This window comes from Nonomuraea sp. CA-141351 (genome assembly GCF_050944675.1).
Lineage (GTDB): Bacteria > Actinomycetota > Actinomycetes > Streptosporangiales > Streptosporangiaceae > Nonomuraea.
The window spans coordinates 9,338,159-9,357,740 of record NZ_CP191982.1 but is presented as its reverse complement, the minus strand read 5'-3'; the positions used below and the strand labels follow the sequence as shown (position 1 = coordinate 9,357,740).

The 19,582-nt window shown below is 69.4% G+C and carries 22 protein-coding genes; 14 read left to right on the top strand and 8 right to left on the bottom strand.

The window, feature by feature from the left end:
* Nucleotides 1-76 precede the first annotated feature (76 nt).
* Nucleotides 77-1,363: an extracellular catalytic domain type 1 short-chain-length polyhydroxyalkanoate depolymerase gene (locus tag ACQPWU_RS43930; RefSeq protein WP_433431579.1), complete on the bottom strand. Its 1,287-nt coding sequence runs from the start codon at nt 1,361-1,363 to the stop codon at nt 77-79.
* A gap of 272 nt (nt 1,364-1,635) precedes the next feature.
* On the opposite strand from ACQPWU_RS43930, the gene ACQPWU_RS43925 reads away from it, so the two are divergent.
* The 7 genes from ACQPWU_RS43925 to ACQPWU_RS43895 are packed head-to-tail and all read left to right on the top strand — an operon-like array spanning nt 1,636 to nt 8,667.
* Nucleotides 1,636-2,571: a GNAT family N-acetyltransferase gene (locus ACQPWU_RS43925; protein WP_433431578.1), complete on the top strand. Its 936-nt coding sequence runs from the start codon at nt 1,636-1,638 to the stop codon at nt 2,569-2,571.
* Nucleotides 2,568-3,278 (top strand): PIG-L deacetylase family protein, encoded by a 711-nt coding sequence (locus ACQPWU_RS43920; RefSeq protein ID WP_433431577.1) that lies wholly within the window; start codon nt 2,568-2,570, stop codon nt 3,276-3,278. Before ACQPWU_RS43925 ends, ACQPWU_RS43920 begins: the two co-directional genes overlap by 4 nt.
* An 11-nt stretch (nt 3,279-3,289) precedes the next feature.
* Entirely contained in the window at nt 3,290-4,897 is a 1,608-nt protein-coding gene (locus ACQPWU_RS43915) for an ABC transporter substrate-binding protein (RefSeq protein ID WP_433431576.1), read from the top strand.
* Nucleotides 4,894-5,874, top strand: coding sequence for an ABC transporter permease (locus ACQPWU_RS43910; protein ID WP_360696665.1), 981 nt, complete (start codon nt 4,894-4,896; stop codon nt 5,872-5,874). Before ACQPWU_RS43915 ends, ACQPWU_RS43910 begins: the two co-directional genes overlap by 4 nt.
* Entirely contained in the window at nt 5,871-6,695 is an 825-nt protein-coding gene (locus ACQPWU_RS43905; protein ID WP_360696662.1) for an ABC transporter permease, read from the top strand. The genes ACQPWU_RS43910 and ACQPWU_RS43905 overlap by 4 nt, the downstream gene beginning before the upstream one ends.
* A complete protein-coding gene (locus ACQPWU_RS43900) occupies nt 6,692-7,672 on the top strand; it encodes an ABC transporter ATP-binding protein (protein WP_433431575.1) in 981 nt (326 codons plus the stop codon). The genes ACQPWU_RS43905 and ACQPWU_RS43900 overlap by 4 nt, the downstream gene beginning before the upstream one ends.
* Nucleotides 7,669-8,667: an ABC transporter ATP-binding protein gene (locus ACQPWU_RS43895; protein WP_433431574.1), complete on the top strand. Its 999-nt coding sequence runs from the start codon at nt 7,669-7,671 to the stop codon at nt 8,665-8,667. The genes ACQPWU_RS43900 and ACQPWU_RS43895 overlap by 4 nt, the downstream gene beginning before the upstream one ends.
* Here the strand turns inward: ACQPWU_RS43895 and ACQPWU_RS43890 are convergent.
* Nucleotides 8,652-9,629 (bottom strand): helix-turn-helix transcriptional regulator, encoded by a 978-nt coding sequence (locus ACQPWU_RS43890; protein ID WP_433431573.1) that lies wholly within the window; start codon nt 9,627-9,629, stop codon nt 8,652-8,654. The genes ACQPWU_RS43895 and ACQPWU_RS43890 overlap by 16 nt on opposite strands.
* Before the next feature lie 46 nt (nt 9,630-9,675).
* Between ACQPWU_RS43890 and ACQPWU_RS43885 the strand changes: the two genes are divergently transcribed.
* A complete protein-coding gene (locus ACQPWU_RS43885; RefSeq protein ID WP_433431572.1) occupies nt 9,676-10,128 on the top strand; it encodes a hypothetical protein in 453 nt (150 codons plus the stop codon).
* Here ACQPWU_RS43885 and ACQPWU_RS43880 read toward each other — a convergent pair.
* The 3 genes from ACQPWU_RS43880 to nhaA all read right to left on the bottom strand — a co-directional run bounded on the left by ACQPWU_RS43880 (nt 10,115) and on the right by nhaA (nt 12,803).
* Nucleotides 10,115-10,300 carry a hypothetical protein gene (locus ACQPWU_RS43880; RefSeq protein ID WP_433431571.1) on the bottom strand — a complete coding sequence of 62 codons (186 nt, stop codon included), beginning with the start codon at nt 10,298-10,300 and terminating at the stop codon, nt 10,115-10,117. The two genes, ACQPWU_RS43885 and ACQPWU_RS43880, sit on opposite strands and share 14 nt — an antisense overlap.
* Before the next feature lie 232 nt (nt 10,301-10,532).
* Nucleotides 10,533-10,961 carry a hypothetical protein gene (locus tag ACQPWU_RS43875; protein WP_433431570.1) on the bottom strand — a complete coding sequence of 143 codons (429 nt, stop codon included), beginning with the start codon at nt 10,959-10,961 and terminating at the stop codon, nt 10,533-10,535.
* 42 nt (nt 10,962-11,003) lie between these two features.
* Nucleotides 11,004-12,803 carry a Na+/H+ antiporter NhaA gene (gene nhaA, locus ACQPWU_RS43870; RefSeq protein WP_433431569.1) on the bottom strand — a complete coding sequence of 600 codons (1,800 nt, stop codon included), beginning with the start codon at nt 12,801-12,803 and terminating at the stop codon, nt 11,004-11,006.
* Between the two features lie 213 nt (nt 12,804-13,016).
* Here nhaA and ACQPWU_RS43865 point away from each other — a divergent pair, with 213 nt between their 5' ends.
* On the top strand, nt 13,017-13,370 hold the full coding sequence (locus ACQPWU_RS43865; protein ID WP_433431568.1) for an SPW repeat protein: 354 nt from the start codon (nt 13,017-13,019) through the stop codon (nt 13,368-13,370).
* A gap of 58 nt (nt 13,371-13,428) precedes the next feature.
* Here the strand turns inward: ACQPWU_RS43865 and ACQPWU_RS43860 are convergent, their stop codons facing one another.
* Nucleotides 13,429-14,802, bottom strand: a complete 1,374-nt coding sequence (locus ACQPWU_RS43860) for a Dyp-type peroxidase (RefSeq protein ID WP_433431567.1) — start codon at nt 14,800-14,802, stop codon at nt 13,429-13,431.
* Between the two features lie 248 nt (nt 14,803-15,050).
* Here ACQPWU_RS43860 and ACQPWU_RS43855 point away from each other — a divergent pair, with 248 nt between their 5' ends.
* Entirely contained in the window at nt 15,051-15,431 is a 381-nt protein-coding gene (locus ACQPWU_RS43855; RefSeq protein ID WP_433431566.1) for a hypothetical protein, read from the top strand.
* Here the strand turns inward: ACQPWU_RS43855 and ACQPWU_RS43850 are convergent.
* Both ACQPWU_RS43850 and ACQPWU_RS43845 read right to left on the bottom strand, forming a co-directional pair.
* On the bottom strand, nt 15,407-15,901 hold the full coding sequence (locus ACQPWU_RS43850) for a DUF523 domain-containing protein (protein WP_433431565.1): 495 nt from the start codon (nt 15,899-15,901) through the stop codon (nt 15,407-15,409). The genes ACQPWU_RS43855 and ACQPWU_RS43850 overlap by 25 nt on opposite strands.
* A complete protein-coding gene (locus ACQPWU_RS43845) occupies nt 15,871-17,226 on the bottom strand; it encodes a DHA2 family efflux MFS transporter permease subunit (protein ID WP_433431564.1) in 1,356 nt (451 codons plus the stop codon). The genes ACQPWU_RS43850 and ACQPWU_RS43845 overlap by 31 nt, the downstream gene beginning before the upstream one ends.
* A gap of 44 nt (nt 17,227-17,270) precedes the next feature.
* Between ACQPWU_RS43845 and ACQPWU_RS43840 the strand changes: the two genes are divergently transcribed.
* The 4 genes from ACQPWU_RS43840 to ACQPWU_RS43825 are packed head-to-tail and all read left to right on the top strand — an operon-like array spanning nt 17,271 to nt 19,396.
* Nucleotides 17,271-17,960, top strand: a complete 690-nt coding sequence (locus tag ACQPWU_RS43840) for a TetR/AcrR family transcriptional regulator (protein ID WP_433431563.1) — start codon at nt 17,271-17,273, stop codon at nt 17,958-17,960.
* A 32-nt stretch (nt 17,961-17,992) separates the two neighbouring features.
* On the top strand, nt 17,993-18,355 hold the full coding sequence (locus tag ACQPWU_RS43835; RefSeq protein WP_433431562.1) for a hypothetical protein: 363 nt from the start codon (nt 17,993-17,995) through the stop codon (nt 18,353-18,355).
* Nucleotides 18,352-18,732, top strand: a complete 381-nt coding sequence (locus tag ACQPWU_RS43830; protein WP_433431561.1) for a hypothetical protein — start codon at nt 18,352-18,354, stop codon at nt 18,730-18,732. The genes ACQPWU_RS43835 and ACQPWU_RS43830 overlap by 4 nt, the downstream gene beginning before the upstream one ends.
* Before the next feature lie 31 nt (nt 18,733-18,763).
* Nucleotides 18,764-19,396 (top strand): SRPBCC family protein, encoded by a 633-nt coding sequence (locus tag ACQPWU_RS43825; protein ID WP_433431560.1) that lies wholly within the window; start codon nt 18,764-18,766, stop codon nt 19,394-19,396.
* The last annotated feature ends 186 nt before the right edge of the window (nt 19,397-19,582 follow it).

Genomic DNA, 19,582 nt, shown 5'->3' with positions numbered 1-19,582 from the left:
TATCCATCAAATGATCAACCCGATAAGGGGGATGCTCACCGGGCTCAGGGGGTTCTGAGCCCGGTCGAGTGGGTCGTCACGTGCAGGCGGCGCCGTTGAGGGTGAAGGCCGCCGGCTTGGAGGTGTTGCCGGTGTGGGTGGCCTGGAAGCCGAACGAGGCGGACGCGCCCGGCGCGATCGTGCCGTTGTAGCTCACGTTCCTGGCCGTGACCTGGCCGCTCGTGGGCGAGATCGTGGCGTTCCACGCGGAGGTGATCGTCTGACCCGCGGGGAGCGTGAAGGCCAGCGCCCATGAGGAGAGCTGAGTGCTGCTGGTGTTCTTGATCGTGACGGCGGCCGTGAAGCCGGTGTTCCAGGTGTTCATCGTGTACGTGACCTGGCACGCCCCAGCGGGAGGCGTGGGGGTCTGCGGCGGGGTCGGCGTCTGCGTCACGCCGCCGCCCTGGTCAAGGCCGAAGAACGCGATCGCGGCGGCGGCCATGCCGCTCATGGGGAGGCTGTGGCCGACACCCTGCAGGCTGATCGCCTCGACCTGTGGCATGGTGCCGGTGCTGCCGTACCTGGTCCTGGTCCAGCCGGACTGCGGCTGGTCGGTGCTGCTCGGCGTCTGGCTCAGGCCGTGGACATTCGTCCACTGCTTGATCTCCTCCTGGAAGTTCGGGTAGCGCAGCGTGGAGTCGTCCGTGCCGTGCCACACCTGCATGCGCGGCCGGGCGCCGGTGTAGCCGGGGTACGCGCCGCGAACCAGGTCGCCCCACTCCTGCGGCGTCTTGATGACCTGGCCGTTGGCGCAGGCGCTGTTCCAGCTCGATCCGTCCGTGGTGGCGAAGCAGCCGAACGGCACGCCCATGAACGCGGCTCCGGCCTTGAAGACGTCGGGATAGTCACCGAGCAGGACGTTCGTCATCATGCCGCCCGAGGAGGCCCCCGTGACGAAGGTGCGGTCGGGGTCGGTGCTGTAGCGCTGCTGGACGTACCTGACCATGGAGATGATGCCGACCGGGTCGCTGCCGCCGTCGTGCCGCAGCGCCTGCGGCGAGGAGACGTCGAAGCAGGAGCCGCTCCTGGTCGCGGACGGATAGATCACGATGAACTTGTACCGGTCGGCCAGCGAGGCGAACTCCGTGCCTGAGTAGAAGGCCGGGCCCGATCCCGTGCAGTAGTGCACGGCCACCAGGAGGGGCGGGCGGGACCCGACGCCGTCCGGGACGTACAGGTGCATGCGCAGGTTGGTCGGGTTCGTGCCGAAGCCGGTCACCTCCGTCAGCTGAGCCGACGCGGCCGGTGGCGCCATGATCAGCCCCGCGACGACGAGTGTCACGGCGGCGATCAGGGCACCCGCTATCCGAGCTCTGATGTTCATCGGGTTCCTCTCGTTCGTCTGAAACATTGCGAGTGTGAAGCGAAAGTTTCAGCAGCGCAATCGCCCCTGGTTGATGGTTCTGTCGCGGCGGGGACGACCTGCGGCAAAGCGCAGTGATGGGTCTGGCCTTCATGAAAGTTTCGGCGCAGCGCGGCGCAAAAGAAATTTTCTAACTATGCGGCAAGAGAGAAAATTAATTCCCGATTCGTCTTGACCTTGGCCGTTGACGATGGGAAAGCTGTGGCAGGAGAGCCAAAGGTGAAAGGACCCTCATGGTCACAGTCCGCGCCTTCGCGTCCGGTGATGAGGCCTCCCTGGTCGAGGCCTGGAACCGGAGCATGCCAGGCGACCCCACCACCCCGGGCTGGTTTCGTGACTGCGTGTTGCTCGATCCCAACTTCGATCCCGAGGGCTTACGCGTGGCCGTCTCCGGGGGGCGGGTGGTCGGCTGCGCGTACGGAGTCCGCAGGCTGACGCCCCTGGCCCCCGGGACCGACCTGGAGCCGGACACCGGGTGGATCCCGTTCTTCTTCGTCGTCCCCGAGCATCGCGGCGGTGGGCTCGGAAGGCGACTTGTCGGCGAGTCGCTGGAGTTCCTGGAGGGCGCCGGGCGGACGAAGATCGATTTTTCGTCGTACACGCCGAACTATGTGCTCCCGGGGGCGGACGCCGAGCTCTACCCCGACGGCTACCGGCTGCTGACCGGGCTCGGTTTCCAGACCCTCTACTCGCCGGTCGCCATGGACAGGACGCTCGTCGGCTACGTGACGCCCGGCGAGGTGCACGAGCTGCGCGCCAAGCGGGAGCAGGAGGGGTACGACTTCCGCAGCCCTGCCGACGGCGAGCTGCCCGAGCTGATCCGCTTCGCGGCCGACGTCTTCAACCCCGACTGGGGCGAGGCGATCCGTCAGCACCGCGACCCCAAACGCATCGTCATCGCGAAAAAAGATCAAATAGTGGGGTTCGCCCTGTACGCGGCCTACCGTGGCATCCCCGAGCGCTTCGGCCCCTTCGGCGTCGACCCCGAGCAGCGCGGCACCGGCCTGGGCAAGATCCTCCTCCATCTCACCATGACCATGATGCGCGCCGAAGGGCTCCACTCGTCGTGGTTCCTCTGGACCGGCGAGGCCAGCCCGGCCGGCCGCCTCTACACCAAGGCGGGCTACGAGATCACCCGGCGGTTCCACGTGATGAGGCGAACGGCATGACACATGTACTGGCCATCGGCGCCCACGCGGGCGACCTCGACCTGACGGCGGGCGCGGTGCTCGCCCAGCACGTCCTGCGCGGCGACAAGGCCACGCTCCTCCACCTCACCCTCGGCGAACGCGGCCACCCCCGCATGTCCGTCTCCGACTACGCCAAGCAGAAGCGTGAGGAAGCCGAGACGTTCGCCGGCAGGATCGGAGCGGGCGTGCGCTTCCTCGACTACGAGGACGGCCTGCTGCCCGAGGACGAAGAGGTCAAGATGCGGGTCGGCGACCTCATCAGGGAGCTGCGGCCGGACGTCATCCTGACCCATTGGAGCGCGTCGATCCACAAGGATCACGCTCGTACCCACCGGATCGTCGAGGACGCCCGCTTCTATGGCGGGCTCAAGACGCTCGAACGTGAGCTGCCGGCCTACTGGGCAGGCGAGCTCTACTACGCCGACAACTGGGAGGACGCCGAGGGCTTCGTCCCCGACGTGTTCGTCGAGCTGACGGAGGAGGCGTACGAGATCTGGTCGCAGGCGATCACCGGGTACGCCTACGCCAGAGGCGAGACCTACGGCTTCCCGTACGTCGACTACTACCGCGCGCTGACCATCGTGCGCGGCGCACCAGCCGGATTCGGCCGCGCCCAGGCCTTCGCCGCCCCGAAGGGCTCTCGCGACCTCCGGACGAAGTATTTCGGAAAGGCGACCCCCCGATGAGCCACCCCCCAATGAAACGCGTTCTGGCGGTACTCGCGGCCCTGGCCGTCGCCGGCTGCTCGAGCAGCGGGTCCACCGGCAAGAGCGGCAGCGCGAGCGCACCGCCGCTGGTGATCCACGCCATCGACGCGGGCACGTTCCAGGAGGACTTCAACCCGTACCACCTCGAAGGCGTGAACTTCGGCACGAGCGGGATGATCTACGAGACCCTCATGTACTTCAACAAGCTCAAGCCCGGAGAGATCACCCCCTGGCTGGCTCTGAAGTACGAATGGTCTGACAAGGGCAAGTCGGTCACGTTCACGCTCCGCCAGGGGGTGAAGTGGACCGACGGGCAGCCGTTCACCGCCGACGACGTGGCCTTCACCTTCCAGATGATGAAGGACCACGCGCAGCTCAACAAGAACGCGCTGGAGATCAAGGACGCGCAGGCGCTGGCTCCGGACAAGGTGCGCATCGACTTCAAGAGCACCTCGTACGCCAAGCTCTACAACATCGCCGGCAGCTCGCCCATCGTGCCCAAGCACCTGTGGGAGAAGCAGCAGGACCCGGTGACGTTCACCAACACCAAGCCGGTCGGCACCGGGCCGTACAAGCTGTCGAGGTTCTCGGCGCAGCTCTACGAGATGGAGAAGAACCCGTCCTACTGGCAGCCGGGCAAGCCGGAGGTGCCGCTGCTGCGGTTCCCGGCGTACACGGCCAATGCCCTGCAGACGGCGCTCCAGCAGGGCGAGGTGGACTGGGCGGGCGCGTTCGTGCCGGACATCGAGAAGATCTTCGTGCAGGGCAAGCCGGAGCAGAACAAGTACTTCTTCCCGCCCGAGGGCGTGGTGAACCTCCTGCCGAACCTGACCAACCCGATCCTGTCGAAGCCCGAGGTGCGGCAGGCCATCAGCCTCGCCATCGACCGGGACAAGATCGTCAAGGTGGCCGAGCGCGGCTACGCCAAGGTCGCGCACCCGACCACCGTGCCCATGCCGGGCGGCGAGGCGTACGTGCCGCCGGAATACAAGGACGCCGCCTTCAAGGTGGACCTCGAGAAGGCCAAGGAGCTGCTCAAGGGCGTCGATCCGGCCAAGCTGAAGTTCACGCTGCTGGTGCCGTCGCCGTTCACCGACTGGGTGAACGCGGCCCAGCTCATCAGGGAGGACCTGGCCAAGGCCGGCATCACGGTCGAGACCAGGGGCGTGGCCTTCCAGGACTGGGTGTCGAAGGTCGGCAAGGGCGACTACGACCTGTCGATCAGGGGCACCGACTCCGGCCCGACCCCGTACTTCCAGATGCGCACGATGCTCTTCGGCGGCCTGGCCAAGCCCGTCGGTGAGGCCGCGACCGGCAACTACGAGCGGTGGAAGGACGCCGAGACCGACCGGCTGATCGACGAGTACGCCGCCACCGACGACCTGGCCGAGCAGCAGAAGGCCACGCAGGGCCTTGGCAAGATCATGGTGGAGAAGCTGCCCACGGTGCCGCTCTTCTACAGCCCGGGGTGGGCGCAGTTCCGGACCGACAAGTACGTCGGCTGGCCGTCGGAGCAGGATCCGTACGCGATGCCGTCGCCGTACGACTCGCCCGACGCGGCTGTGGTGCTGCTGCACCTGAAGCCGGCCACCAAGTGAGGTTCCTGGCCCGGCGGCTCGGCTTCTACCTGCTGACCGCCTGGGCCGCCATCACGCTCAACTTCCTGGTCCCCCGGCTCATGCCGGGGGATCCGGTGGAGCTGCTGGTGGCCCGGATGAAAGGCAACGTCGACCCGGCCGCCATCGACGCGATGCGGCGGGCGTTCGGCATCAGCGACGCGAACCTGTGGCAGCAGTACCTGGACTACTTGGGCAATCTCGCACATGGGGAGCTGGGCCGCTCGATCACCTTCTTTCCCACCGAAGTCTCCACGGTCATCGCCGACAGCCTGCCGTGGACGGTCGGGCTCGTCGGCGTCGCCACGCTGATCAGCTACCTGATGGGGACCTCGCTGGGCGTGCTGATGGCGTGGAAGCGGGGCACCTGGCTCGACGGGGTGCTGCCCGCCGCCACGTTCATGCACGCGGTGCCGTACTTCTGGGTGGCCCTGGCGCTCGTGTTCGTCTTCGGGGTGACGCTGCAGTGGTTCCCCGTGTCCAGGGCGTACGGGCTGGACGTGATGCCCGGCTTCACCGGCGAGTTCGCCGGGAGCGTGCTCTACCACGCGGCACTGCCGGCCGTGACGATCGTGGTCGCCTCCATGGCCGACCGGATCCTCGGCATGCGCAACGTCATGGTGACCACGCTCGGCGAGGACTACGTGGTGATGGCCGAGGCCAAGGGGCTGACGTCGAGGAGGGTCATGTGGGCGTACGCCGCCCGCAACGCGATCCTGCCCAACATCACCAGCTTCGCCCTGTCGCTCGGCTTCGTCGTCGGTGGATCCGTCCTGACCGAGATCGTCTTCTCGTACCCAGGGATCGGGTCGATGCTCCTCAAAGGGGTGGAGAACGAGGACTTCCCGCTCATGCAGGGCATCTTCCTTGTCATCTCGCTGGCCGTGCTCGTCGCCAACTTCCTGGCCGACCTGGCGTACGTGGTGCTCGACCCGCGTACCAGGCAGGAGTCCGAATGAAGATCAAGATCGGTATCGGGATCCTCGCCTTCTTCACGCTGATGGCCGTCTTCGGACCGCTGCTCATCGGCACCGACCCCGCCGCGACCAGCGAGGACGGCCTCCAGGGCCCGTCGGCGGCGCACTGGCTCGGCACCACGCAGACTGGGCAGGACATCCTCACCCAGATCGTGTACGGCGCCCGCGTCTCGATGGGCGTCGGCCTGCTGTCGGCGGTCATCGCCAACGTGGTCGCGGTCGCCGTCGGCCTGGTCGGCGGCTACCTCGGCGGCGCCGTGGACGAGGTGCTGTCGGTGCTCACCAACATCTTCCTGGTGCTGCCCGCCCTCCCGCTGATCATCGTGCTGGCCGGCTACCTGCCGCAGCGCGGCGTCGCGTCCGTGGCCGTGGTGATCGCGGTCACCGGCTGGGCCTGGGGCGCGCGGGTGCTGCGCGCACAGACCCTGTCCGTACGGCGCCGCGACTTCGTCCAGGCCGCGCGGGCGAGCGGTGAGGGGGCGTTCCGAGTGATCTTCTTCGAGATCCTGCCCGTGCTGCTGCCCGTCATCGCCACCAGCTTCCTGGCCACCGTGGTCGCGGCGATCCTGGCCGAGGCCGGGCTGTCGTTCCTCGGCCTGGCAGACCTGTCCACCGTGAGCTGGGGCAGCATGCTCTATTTCGCACAGAACGGGCAGGCGCTGCTCATCGGGGCGTGGTGGTGGTTCATCCCGCCCGGGCTGTGCATCGCGCTCATCGGCACCGGGCTCGCGCTGGTGAACTTCGGCATCGACGAGATCGCCAACCCCCGGCTGCGAACGGTCAAAGTAAAGGCCCGCACATGAACGTTCTGGAGATCCGCGACCTGAGTGTCGACTACCTGTCCGGCAGTGGCGCCGTGCACGCCGTCGCCGACGTCTCGCTCGACCTGCGGCGCGGGGAGATTCTCGGCCTCGCCGGAGAGAGCGGCAGCGGCAAGTCCACGCTGGCCAATGCCGTCGCCCGGCTGCTGCGGCCGCCCGCCGCCATCACCGCGGGCTCGGTCGTCTACCGCCGCCAGGACGGCTCGTCCGTGGACGTGCTCGGGCTCCGCGAAAGGGAGCTGCGGGCCTTCCGCTGGAAGGAGCTGGCCGTCGTCTTCCAGAGCGCCATGAACTCGCTCAACCCGGTCAGCACCGTCGGTGCCCAGATCGACGACGTCCTGCGCATCCACACCCCGGAGAAGTCCCGCAAGGACCGCGCGGAGCGGGCCGTCGAGCTGCTGCAACGCGTCGGCATCAGCGCCGACAGGCGGCGCTCGTACCCCCACGAGCTGTCCGGCGGCATGCGGCAGCGCGCGGCCATCGCCATCGCGCTCGCGCTCAACCCCGAGATCATCATCATGGACGAGCCGACCACCGCGCTCGACGTGGTGGTCCAGCGCGACATCCTCCACGAGATCAGGGCGCTCAGGGAGGAGTACGGCTTCGCGGTGGTGTTCATCACGCATGACCTGTCGTTGCTCATGGAGATCTCCGACAGGATCGCCATCATGTACGCGGGCCGGGTCGTCGAGACCGGCAGTGCCAAGGCCATACACAAGTCGCCGCGACACCCGTACACGCTGGGCCTGCTCCGCTCGTTCCCGCGCCTGCACGGGCCGCGCGAGCACCTCCTGGGCATCCCCGGCACCCCGCCCGACCTGAGGTCGTTGCCGCCGGGATGCGCGTTCCATCCGCGTTGCGGGCGGGCCATGGCGGAGTGCTCCTCGGTGCTGCCCACGCTCGAGGGCGATGTCGCGTGCCTGCTGAACGGCGGCCGTGGTCTGGAGGATGCATCATGATCGTTCTTGAGGGCCGTAATCTCACCAAGCACTTCACCGCCGCTCGCGGACCGCGTGGCCGCCTCGGTCGGCGGCCGCCGGTGCGGGCCGTGGAGGACGTGTCGATCGCGCTGCGTGCCGGGACGGTCTCGGCGCTGGTCGGGGAGAGCGGCTGCGGCAAGAGCACGGTGGCACGGCTGCTCGCGCAGGTGTACCCGGCCACGTCAGGCGAGGTACTGCTGCGCGGCGAGCCGGTACGCGCCCATCGCGGGGCGGCGTTCAGAGACTACCGGCGGCAGGTGCAGCTCATCTTCCAGGACCCGTTCGCCTCGCTGAACCCCTTCCACCGGGTGCGTTACCACCTGGCCAGGCCGCTGCGCATCCACGGACACGTCCGCTCGGGCGCGCACGAACAGGAGCAGGTCGCCGAGCTGCTCGAACGGGTCAGCCTCACGCCGGTCGAGCAGTTCATGGACAAGCTGCCGCACGAGTTGTCCGGCGGGCAGCGGCAGCGGGTGGCCATCGCGCGGGCGCTGGCGGTGCAGCCCGTCGCGCTGATCGCCGACGAGCCCGTGTCGATGCTGGACGTGTCCATCAGGCTCGGCGTGCTGCGGCTGCTGGAGGGGCTGGCCGAGGAGAGCGGGCTGGCGCTGCTGTACATCACGCACGACATCGCCAGCGCCCGGTACTTCGCGCAGGACATCACGGTGATGTACGCCGGGCGGCTGATCGAGAGTGGGCCCAGCGAGGCGCTCACGCAGTCGGCCCGGCACCCGTACACGCGGCTGCTCCTGGAGTCGGCGCCGGATCCCGATCGCGTGACCCCACCTGAGGCCACGCGGCACGGCGAGCCGCCCAGCCTGATCGCCCCGCCGAGCGGGTGCCGCTTCCATCCGCGCTGCCCGGTGGCGCTGCCGGTGTGCTCGGAGGAGGCGCCCGAGCGTACCGAGCTGGGGGACGGGCGCTGGGCCCACTGCTGGCAGGCCGACGCGGACGTCGCTCAGGCGGGGTGGTAGCGGGCCGCGAGTTCGGCGGCGGTGGCCGCCACACGGTCGCGCAGCTCGGCGGGGGCCAGCACCTCGACGTCCGTGCCCAGCCTGAGGAACTCGGCCAGCGCGTGCTCGATCGACTCGATCGGCACCGTGACGCGCGTCCACCCCTCCTCGTCGGGCGGCTCCGCGCTCTCGCCTGCCGCCGCCACCACGCCGGGGGTCATGAGGTCGGCCAGGTGCTCCATGCCGCGCGGCGACAGCCGTACCACCGCCACGCCCCACCGCAGCCGGGCCTCGAACTCGGCCAGGTAACCCTGCCAGTAGGCCGCGAGGTCGAAGCCGCCGGGCCGGGTGAAGCCCTCGGGGAGCGGGTGCAGGTCGAGGATCTGCGAGACGCGGTAGGTACGCACGTCCCCGCCCGCCTGCGCGACGAGGTACCACCGCCCGGCCTTGACGACCAGCCCGTACGGGTCGAGCCGCCGCTCCACCTCCTGGGGCGCCCTCCAGCGGCGGTACCTGACCTGGATGCGCCGCTCGTTCCAGACGGCGTCGGCCACGGCGGGCAGGTAGGTCACCGGCTCCGGATCGCGGTACCAGGTGGGTGCGTCCAGGTGGAAGCGCTCCTGGATGCGGCCCGCGCGGTCGCGGAGCTCGACGGGCAGGGCGGCCATCAGCTTGAGCTGCGCGGCCGTCACCACCGCGCCCAGCCCCAGCTCGGCCGCCGGACCCGGCAGACCGGCCAGGAACAGGGACTCGGCCTCGTCGGCCGTCAGCCCGGTGAGCCTGGTGCGGTAGCCGTCGAGCAGCTGGTAGCCGCCCTTCGGACCCGCGTCGCCGTAGAGGGGGATGCCGGCGGCGTGGAGCGACTCGGCGTCGCGGTAGATGGTGCGTACGGAGACCTCCAGCCGGTCGGCCAGCTCCTGCGCGGTCATCCGGCCGCGCGTCTGCAGGAGCAGGAGGATCGAGACGAGGCGGGACGCGCGCATATTCACTGACACTACCTGTCAGTGACCCCGCCGTAGGTTCGGCGGCATGAACGATTTCGACTTCCTCGCCGGCCACTGGAACGTCGCCAACCGCAAGCTCGTGAAGGTGCTCGCCGGCAGCGACGAATGGGACGAGTTCCCCGGTCACTCGGTGGCCACCCGGCACTTCGACGGGGCGGCCAGCTTCGACGAGATCACGTTCCCGACCAAGGGGTTCACCGGGATGACCGTACGCGTGTTCAACCACGGGACGCGGCAGTGGTCCATCTACTGGGCCAGCAGCGCGACAGGCGTGCTCGACACCCGGCCCATGGTGGGCGCCTTCGAGGGGGACAGGGGCGAGTTCTACGGCGAGGAGAGCCATGAGGGCAGGCCCGTGCCGTGCCGCTTCATCTGGACGGTGAACGGCCCGGACTCGGCCCGCTGGGAGCAGGCGTTCTCGGCGGACGGCGGGCAGACGTGGGAGACGAACTGGACGATGGAATTCAGCCGCGCGTGAGGCCGATGCCCATCTGGAACGCGCGCGGGGCGGCGTCGGCGCTGGCGCGTCCCAACAGGATCCCCGCCACGGCGATGGCCGCGATCAGCAGCACGAGCGAGCCGGCCACGATCACCCACCACCAGACGGACCTCGGCGGCTTGGTCTCGTAGAGCGGTACGTCGGGGAGCATGTCAGGCGTGTACGGGAGCCGGCGCGTGGACGGCGGCTCCTGCCTTTGGCGCGGAGGAGTGCCTGGGCGGGGAGGCTGGGCCGGGCGGGGGTAGCGGTGCCTGATCGTTTCGAGGGGATCCTGTCCCTCGGGGTCAGGCTGCTCTCGACTCATGATTCCCTCAGGAGCTGCTGCGGAGTTTCAGGTACTCAGTCATTGTCACACTTGGCCGGCGGACTCGTCCCGTGACTTCTCAGTCCTGATTCCCGCCGTAGGGCGGCTGCTGCGGCGTCTGCCAGCCGGGCTGCTGCTGCCAGTTCGCCGGGGGCTGCTGCCATCCAGGCTCCTGAGACGGTTGGGCGGGCTGGTGCGGTTTCCGGCGGGCGACCACGGCCCAGATCAGCAGCCCTGTGCCGACCGCGTCGAAGATCATGGAGATCGGGGTCGTGACGGCGAAAACCGTCTCAATGTCCATGCCGAGCGAGTCGGCCATCAGCGGGATCAGGACCCAGGAACGGAGGATGTTGAACACCACTCCCAGCAGGAGCAGGATGCAGCCCGTCATGCCGATCATGGCGGCGGAGCCGTGGTCGCGCCTGGCCCTCGCGGTCACGACGACGCCGACGAGCAGCAGGATGCCCATCACGAGAACGCTGATGATGCTGGTGATCGTGGATGCCATCAAAAGAACTCCGATCGGGGGTAGAAACCGGACTCGATGACGTTACGGGGATTGGCGCAGGTCTGCCACTGCCCTGCTGATCGCATTCAGGTTCAGGGGCCCCTGGTAGCGCATGCCGTTCAGGAAGAGCGTGGGGGTGCCGCGCACCCCGCTGTCCCGGCCGGACTCCTGGTGGCGGGTGATCCGCGCGGAGTGGCCGGGCACGTCGGCCCAGGGGTTGACGTCCAGTTCGGCGCCGTAGTGCTCCAGGTCGGAGTCGGTGAGGAAACGCTGGTTGTCGTAGAGGATGTCGTGCATCTCCCAGAAGCGCCCCTGGTCGGCCGCCGCCTCGGACACGATCGCGGCGGCGGTGGCCCGCGGGTGCAGCGTCGGCAGCGGGAAATGCCGGAAAACCAGCCGTACATCAGGATTTTTCTGGCGAAGCTCCTCCAGAATCGGGTGGAGCCGCCCGCAGTACGGGCACTCGAAGTCCCCGTACTCCACGATGGTCACCGCGGCGTCCTCGGGGCCTCGCACATGATCTCTGGGCCCGACCGGTACGGTGAGCCTGTCGGGCAGCTCCTCGGCGGGCTCGGCCTCGGGTGGCGCACACACCCCGCCCCGGTCCCACGCCAGCCGGAAGATCACCCATCCCAGCGCGGCGGACAGCAGCGAGCCCGCCAGGATGCCGATCTTCGCCTCGGTGCGGATGGCTGGATTGTCAGCGAAGGCCAGGTCCACGATGAACAGCGCCACCGTGAACCCGATCCCGGAGACGGCCGCACCACCCAGCAGCTGCCCCCACACCAGGTTGCCCGGCAGGATCCCCCACCCGAACCGCAGCGGTATCCAGGTGCCGAGGGAGATCCCGGCGAACTTGCCCAGCAACAGGCCGAGCGCGACGCCGATGGAGACGGGCGAGGTCAGCGCGGCCCGCAGGCTCTCGCCGTCGAGCAGCACCCCGGCATTGGCCAGGGCGAAGATCGGCACGATCACGTAGCTGCTCCACGGATGCAGCCGCAGCTGCAGCCGCTCGTTCACGGAGACGGCGCGCTGGACCCGCCGCGCGGCCTCCCTGGCGGCCTGCGCGCTCGGATCGCTGGTGAACTCCTGCACGGCCTCGCCGGCGAGCAGCAGCTTGTGGTCGGTGGGCGCGTAGACGAACACCAAGATGCCCAGGGCGATGCCGACCAGCGTCGGATGGATCCCGCTCTCGAGCGTGGCCACCCAGAGCGCGAACCCCAGCACGATATAGGCCGGCGCCCGCCAGATCTTCAGCCACCGCAGGGTCACGATGGCCGCGAGCAGCAGGGCGGCGGCGATGAGCGCGGGGACGGCGATGCTGGCCGTGTAGAAGATCGCGATGATCATGATGGCCAGCACGTCGTCCACGATGGCCAGCGTCAGCAGGAACGCCCGGAGCGGATCTGGGCACCGGGCGCCGACGACGGCCAGCACGCCCAGCACGAACGCGGTGTCGGTGGCGATCGGCACGCCCCACCCGCCCGCGCCCGGACCGCCGGCGTTGAGCAGGAGGTAGACGCCGGCCGGGACCAGCATCCCGCCGAACGCCGCGACCGCGGGCACGGCGATGAGGCGCCGGTCCCGGAGCTGCCCGAGCCGCACCTCGTACGAGACCTCGAGCCCGATGAGGAAGAAGAAGACGGTCATGAGGCCGTCGTTGACCCAGTGCCGCAGGTCCAGCGAGAACGCGGCGTCCCCGAAGGAGATCCCCATCGGCGTGTGCCAGAACGCGTCGTACGTGTCGCCCCACGGCGAGTTGACCCAGAGCAGGGCCAGTGCCGTGGCGACAAGCAGCACGCTCGTGCTGCCTGCCTCTGTCCGCAGGAACGCCCGCAACATCACAGATCTCCCCCCGAAGATCCAGCGGAGGCATCCGATCCTATGGTGTCCGAAAGAACAGACAGAACGCCGCATCCCGGGCAAGCAGCAACCCGGCGATGGTCAGGCTCTCGCCAGGTCGCCACAACGGGAATCTTTGCAGGTCATTCGTGGTTATAGAAATCGACTGACCCGAATAGGCCAGCCTCGCAAACGCCGTTGGCGGAGGTTCTCATGAAGGTATGGTCACGCTGGCAGGACTGGGTAACCCTGATCGCCGGCCTCTATGCAGCACTCTCCCCGATCTGGGTCTCCAGCGCCTCGGGCGCCGCACCGTCCCTGATCGTGCTGGGCATCCTGATCGTGCTCACCTCACTCGCGTCGCTAGCCAGGCCGGGCCTGGTCGCGACCGAATGGCTGAACACGCTGTGGGGTGTGCTGCTGTTCGTCGCCCCGTGGGTCATGACCTACACCCAGGAGCGCGGCGCTTCCTGGACGTCCTGGGTCGTGGGCGTCATCACGGTGGTGCTCAGCCTGATCGCGGTGCCCGCCAGCCGGGCGGCACACCGCCGCGTCATCCCGCACTGATCGGCACTCACCGAAAAGGCCGGGCCACGAACAGGCCCGGCCTTTTACATGTTCGGACTCACAGGTGACGCAGGTACGCCAGGGACGGCGCGAAGAAGTACTCGCCGCCCTTCATCGTCACCGTCTGAGCCACCTGAGTCTGCGGGGCGGACATCTCCGGCTTACCCCAGACCTTGGGGAACGTCACCTTGACGTCCCGCTCGCCCTGCCCGATGACCGGGTCGTGGCCGGTGGCCGGGTTGAGGAAGTCGGGGTTGTTCGCCCACGTCTGCTGCGTGAACTCGAACTGGCTCAGCAGGCTCCCGTTGAACGCCATGAACAGCAGCCCCACCTCGCCGCTCGGCCGGCTCTCCGGAGGAGAGTCGTCCCACGGCTCGTCGGTGCGCTCCCCGTACGTCTGCCCGCGCCGGGCCATGAGCACCTCGCGCCCGAACGAGCGGGGGTTCGTCTTCCTGATGTGCCCGCTGAACGGGCACTTGGTGCCCTCGTCGTCGCCGTCGAACGTGAAGTCGTTGCTCACCGGCCCGCCGGCCGCCTTCGCCTTGCCGGTCAGGGGGGTGCCGTCCTTGAACCGGCCGACGATCATGGCGCCCGCCCGGTCGCGGTCGGCGCCGGCCAGGCCGATGCTGTCGGCCAGGTCCCGCTCGATCTCCTTGAACGCCCGTACGTTCTGCTCCAGCTTCCTGAAGACCAGGTAGCTGCCGTGGTGACGGACGGGGTCCGGCGCGAAGGGGTCGGGCACGAGGACGTTGCTCAGCGGGAACGCCGGATCCCAGTGCTTCTTCGGCTCCTTGTCCACCTCGTCCTTCACGAACAGCGGCTGGCTGCGGCCGTCCACGTACCCGAAGTGCTCGATGCCGTCGCCGGCGGGGTTGCGCATGCCCTGCCCGCTCTCCTCGCCCAGCAGCCGCGCGCTCTCCGGCAGCTCGCCGAGGATCTCCTCGCGCAGCGCGGCCACCGGCCCCGGCTCCGCGTCGCCGATCAGGATCACGGCGTGGATCTCCCGCTGGTACGTGCGCTCCCACTCCTCCACCGGCGGGTCGTTGACCTCCGCGATGCGCCTCTTCATGCCGTCGCGGAACACTCGGTCCCCGAACTTGCGCACCTCCTCGACCGAGTGGCCGAGGTCGCGGTATCCGGCCTTGCTGATGCCGATGCCCACGTACGGCGTGCCGCGGCGACCCTTCGCGCCGAAGTCGCGCACCTCCTCCAGGTGCTTGCGCGCCGACTTCATCCTGGTGGTCGCGACGTGCCGCAGGAACGCCCGCCCTTCCTTGACGTCGTTGAACCTGACGAACAGCGCGGACAAGTGCTCGCGCACGTGGGCGCGCAGGATGTTCGGCTGGAGGTTGTCGAGCATCGCCTTGGTGTCCGCGTCGAGCGTGGCCGAGTCCCAGGCCAGGGGTTGTGCGTTGTTAAGGTCGACAGGCATTGCCGAATCCCTTTCCCCGTTTCGATGTGAAATCGGGCCCCCAAGCGCGCCGCACGAGGAACGTTCTCCACGAATCCCCCGTATGTTCCAACGCGCCCCATCTGTACGACTCCCGAGAACGCGAGAAAGTTTCCCCCGAAGCGACCAGCTGGCTTTCCCGATGCGGGGCGGTCTACTGCGGAGGAGGTATCCGCGCCGCCTCCCTGGGGACGATTACGCGGCCACCGCCGGATGCGAACGTGGGGCTCATGGACGCACTCCGCAGGGCGCTGGGCTGGTTGTCGCTGCTCTACGCGCTGATCTTCCTCTGTTTCGCGCTGATGCACGCCGGGATCGCGTTCGGCCCAGCCGGGGAGCCCGTGATTGTGCCGGCCGCGATCGTGGAGACGTTGTGCGCCGGGGCCACGCTGGCCGGGGCGTACGGCGTGCTGTCCGGGCGGGCCTGGGCCTGGGACGGGCTGATCTACAGTCACGCGGCCGCGCTGGCCGGGGTGCTCATGGGGATCCTGGCGCTGGCGCTCGGGGCGGGCGAGGCGAGCGCGCTGCTCAGCTGGTATCACAGCTTGATGGCGGCCGCCCTCGCGGCCGGGCTGGCGGGATCCTTCTACGTCTCCAGGGTCCGGAGGTAGTCGGCGGCCTCGTCGACGTGGTCCTCGCTGAAGACGCGGATGCCGTGCTGCTCCAGCAGGGCCGTCGTGACGCCCTGCCCCGGGCCGCGGCGGCCCGTGAACGTGCCGTCGTAGATCGACAGCGCGCCGCAGGACGGGCTGCCCTCCTTCAGCACCGCGAGCCGGATGCCGAACGACCGTGCCGCCGCGAGCGCCGACTGGGCGCCCGCCAGGAACTCGGCCGTGACGTCCGATCCGTCGCTCGCCAGCACGCGGGCGGCGCCGGACAGGACGGCCGCGCCGCCCGCGCCGCCCTCGATCTCGGCGGCCGGGCGGGGGATCGGCAGCCCGCCCTCCACCTCCGGGCAGTGCGGCACCAGCCGGCCCTCCTCGCGCCACGTGGCGAGCCGGGCGTCCGCGCTCGTCTTGGCGCGACCGTCATAGCGCACCCGGCGGCCCATCAGGCAGGCGCTGACGAGGATCCTCTCCATGCCTTCGATCCTATGAGCGCGATCGGCACCAGCGAGACGGCCGCCAGCGCGATCGCGACGCCGAACGCGTACACGAAGGGCCGCTCCACGCCGGTCCTGGTGAACACCTGCAGCAGCACGGCGAGCACCGCGACGCCGAACGGCGAGGCGAGCCGCACCGCGATCGTGCTCAGCGTGGTCGCGCCCGGGATGGCGACCGGCTCCAGCGTCTTGAATGCGGCCGCCATCACCGACGTCGACACCAGCCCGTGCCCGAGCCCGAGCACGAACATCGGCACGACTCCGCCGAAGGCGGCGAACCCGGCGATGCCGGCCACCGCCAAGAGCACGCCTGCCGCGCCGACGCCGCGCGGTCCCCTGGCGTCGGCCAGCTTGCCCGCGATCGGCATCGTGATCGCCGCGCCGATTCCCATCGGGGCCATCAGCAGGCCCGCGTCCAGCGGGGTCCCGCCCTGCGCGAGCTGGCTGTAGAGGGGGACGAGCACGGTGAAGCCGAACATCGCGGCCGAGTAGCACACGAGCGCGGTCACCGCGGAGGCGAACATCCTGTTCCCGAACAGCCGCAGGTCCAGCAGCGTCCCCGTCCTCCGCAACGCCCGCACCGCGAACGCGACGACCAGCGCCACGCCGAGCCACAGCGCAGGATGCAGGAGCGAGGCCCCGTTGCCGATCTCCGACAACCCGTAGACCAGCGCGGCCAGGCCCGGCGACAGCATCGCCATGCCCAGCACGTCGAGCCCCCGTGGGTTCGCGCCCGGCTCACGCGGCAGCAGCACGAACGCGGCCAGCAGCGCGATCGCGCAGACCGGCACGTTGATCAGGAACAGCCACCGCCAGCCGAGTCCCTGCACGATCACCCCGCCCAGCGGCGGCCCGAGCACGGGCACCAGCATGGACGGTACCGAGAGTGCGGCCATCGCCCGGCCCATCCGCTCCTTGCCCGCCGCCTGGGCCAGCATCATCTGGCCGACCGGCAGGAGCAGGCCCCCGCCCAGCCCCTGCATCGCGCGGAAGGCGACCAGGCTCATGACCGACCAGGCAGTGGCGCTCAGCGCGGAGCCCGCGACGAACAGCACGAGCGAGACCAGCCAGACGTTCCTGCTGCCGAACCTGCCCACCGCCCAGCCGGTGATCGGGACCGTCATCGACAGGGCCAGCAGGTAGCCCGTGACCGCCCACTGCATGGTGGCGAGTGTCGTGTGGAAGTCGCGGGCCAGGGTGCCGAGCGCGACGTTGACGATCGTGGTGTCGAGCATCGTCATGACGACGCCCAGGAGGACGACCAGGCCCGTTGTCCGGAGTGGAGTTCGTACGCCGTATCGCATGTCGTACACCGTAGCACTTTCGTACAGTGTCTAAAATCGGGACGGTGAGCTCGATCTGGTCGCGTCCCTCGCCGCCCCGCCGCCCGGTGCTGACCAGGGAGGCGATCGTGGCCGCCGCCATCGCCGTCGCCGACGCCGAGGGGCTGGCCGCGGTCTCGATCCGGCGCGTGGCCGCCGAGCTGGGCGCGCGGGCGATGACGCTGTACTCCTACATCGAGCGCAAGGAGGACCTGCTCGCGCTGATGCTCGACGAGGTGAGCATGGAGGTGCTCGTCGAGGAGCCGCTGCCGTCCTCGTGGCGGGAGGCGTTGCTGCTGCTCGCGCGGCGGGAGCGGGAGCTGGTCCTGCGGCATCCGTGGCGCGTGGAGCTGATCTCGCAGCGGGTGGCCGTGGGGCCGAACGCGCTGCGGCACGTGGAGCAGAAGCTGTCCGCTTTTGATGGGCTCGGGCTCGATCGGCTGACGCGCTGGCGGTTCCTGGCGGTGTTCAACGACTACATGACCGGGTTCGTGGTGCGGGAGTCGCTGGAGCGCGGGGCGCCCAGGTCCGAGGGGATCAACGACGCGGAGCGCGCGGCCGTGGCGGAGCCGTACATCAAGGAGCTGGTCGAGAGCGGGGAGTTCCCGCGGCTCGCGCCGATGATCGATGAGGGGGTGCGCGGCGCGGACGACAACTTCGAACGCGGCCTCAACTGGATCCTCGACGGCATCGAACGCGCGCTCCCCGGGAGGTAGACCGCCGGCCCCTGCGGATAGCCTTGGCCCCGATGAACACCGTCGTCTCCACGATCGTCATCGTCGCCTCGCTGCTGCTCACGCTGGTGAGCCTGATCGTCGCGATCCGCAACCGGCCGATGGGCATGGTCCTGCTGGTCGGGTTCGCCGTGCTCGAGGTGGCGATTCTCGTCCAGGCGGGCTTCGTGATCGCGGCGGTGGCCGGGGGCGAGGGGCCGGAGGAGAAGGCCACGCTGTTCGGCTACGTCGCAGGGCAGGTGGTGATCCCGCCCGCAGGGGTGTTCCTGGCGCTGGCCGAGCGGAGCAGGTGGGGGTCGGCGATCCTGGTCGTGGCCGGGTTCGCGATCGCGGTGATGACGGGCCGGATGCTGCAGATCTGGCAGGGGGGCACGTGACCACCTCCATCAGCACCGGTCCCGGCCGGGCACTGATCGCGGTCTACGGGCTGTTCTCGCTGGCCGCCGGGTCCCGCGCGGCCGTCCAGATCGTGGGCAAGTTCGACCAGGCGCCCTTGGCGTACTCGCTGTCGGCCTTCGCGGCCGCCGTCTACATCGCGCTCACCGTGGCGCTCTGGCGCGGGGCTCGCCTCTTCGCGCTGGTGGGGCTCGTCATCGAGCTGGTGGGCGTGCTGGTCATCGGCACACTGAGCCTCCTCGACCCGGCCGCCTTCCCCGACGAGACGGTCTGGTCGGCGTACGGCAAGGGTTACGCCTTCATCCCGCTCGTGCTGCCCATGGTGGGCCTCTACTGGGTCCTGCGGCGCAGGCGTTAGCTCGCGCGGTGCCCGGGCAGTGGAACCTGCCATGAGCACGATCGAACATTCAGTGGACGTAGAGGTCCCCGTCAGGGTGGCCTACAACCAATGGACGCAGTTCGAGAGCTTCCCCGAGTTCATGGAGGGCGTGGAATCGGTCAAACAGGTCAGCGACACGCGTACTGCCTGGGTGGCGGAGATCGCCGGGATCAAGCGCGAGTTCGAGGCCGAGATCACGGAGCAGCACCCGGACGAGCGCGTCGCCTGGCGTTCCGCCGACAGACCGCACCACGCGGGCGTGGTGACCTTCCACCGGCTGGACGACTCGACGACCCGGGTCACTCTGCAGATGGAGTACGACCCTGAGGGCTTCGTGGAGACGGCGGGGGACTGGCTGCAGCTCGTCCGCCTGCGCGTGGTCAACGACCTGGAACGCTTCAAGTACTTCATCGAGTCACGCGGGAGCGAGACCGGCGGCTGGCGCGGCGACGTCCCGGGCCCCCACCAGCGGGGCTCGACGTACGACGACTCCAAGCCGGCTCCGCCCGGACCTCCGGGCGGCGACCCGCGCGTACCGCCCGGCACCGTGGGCGGCGGGGACTACCCGCCCGGCGGCACCCTCCCACCACCTGGCCCCGTCCCACCCCGCGAACCCCCGGAGAGCTCCGGACCGGTCCTCTGATCTGACCCGACGGCCGGCCGGGACGGCGCCCTGCCAACCCGGCCGCCACCCTTCCAACCCAGCCGCGCCGCGCCTTCCTGCTCGGGCCGTGCCACTTCGGCCCCGCGCCGCCCGCTGTGCACTTTTCCATCCCCACGGCGCCCACCTCCACGGCGCCGTTCCCGTGTGCTCTTCGTCGCCCCTCTT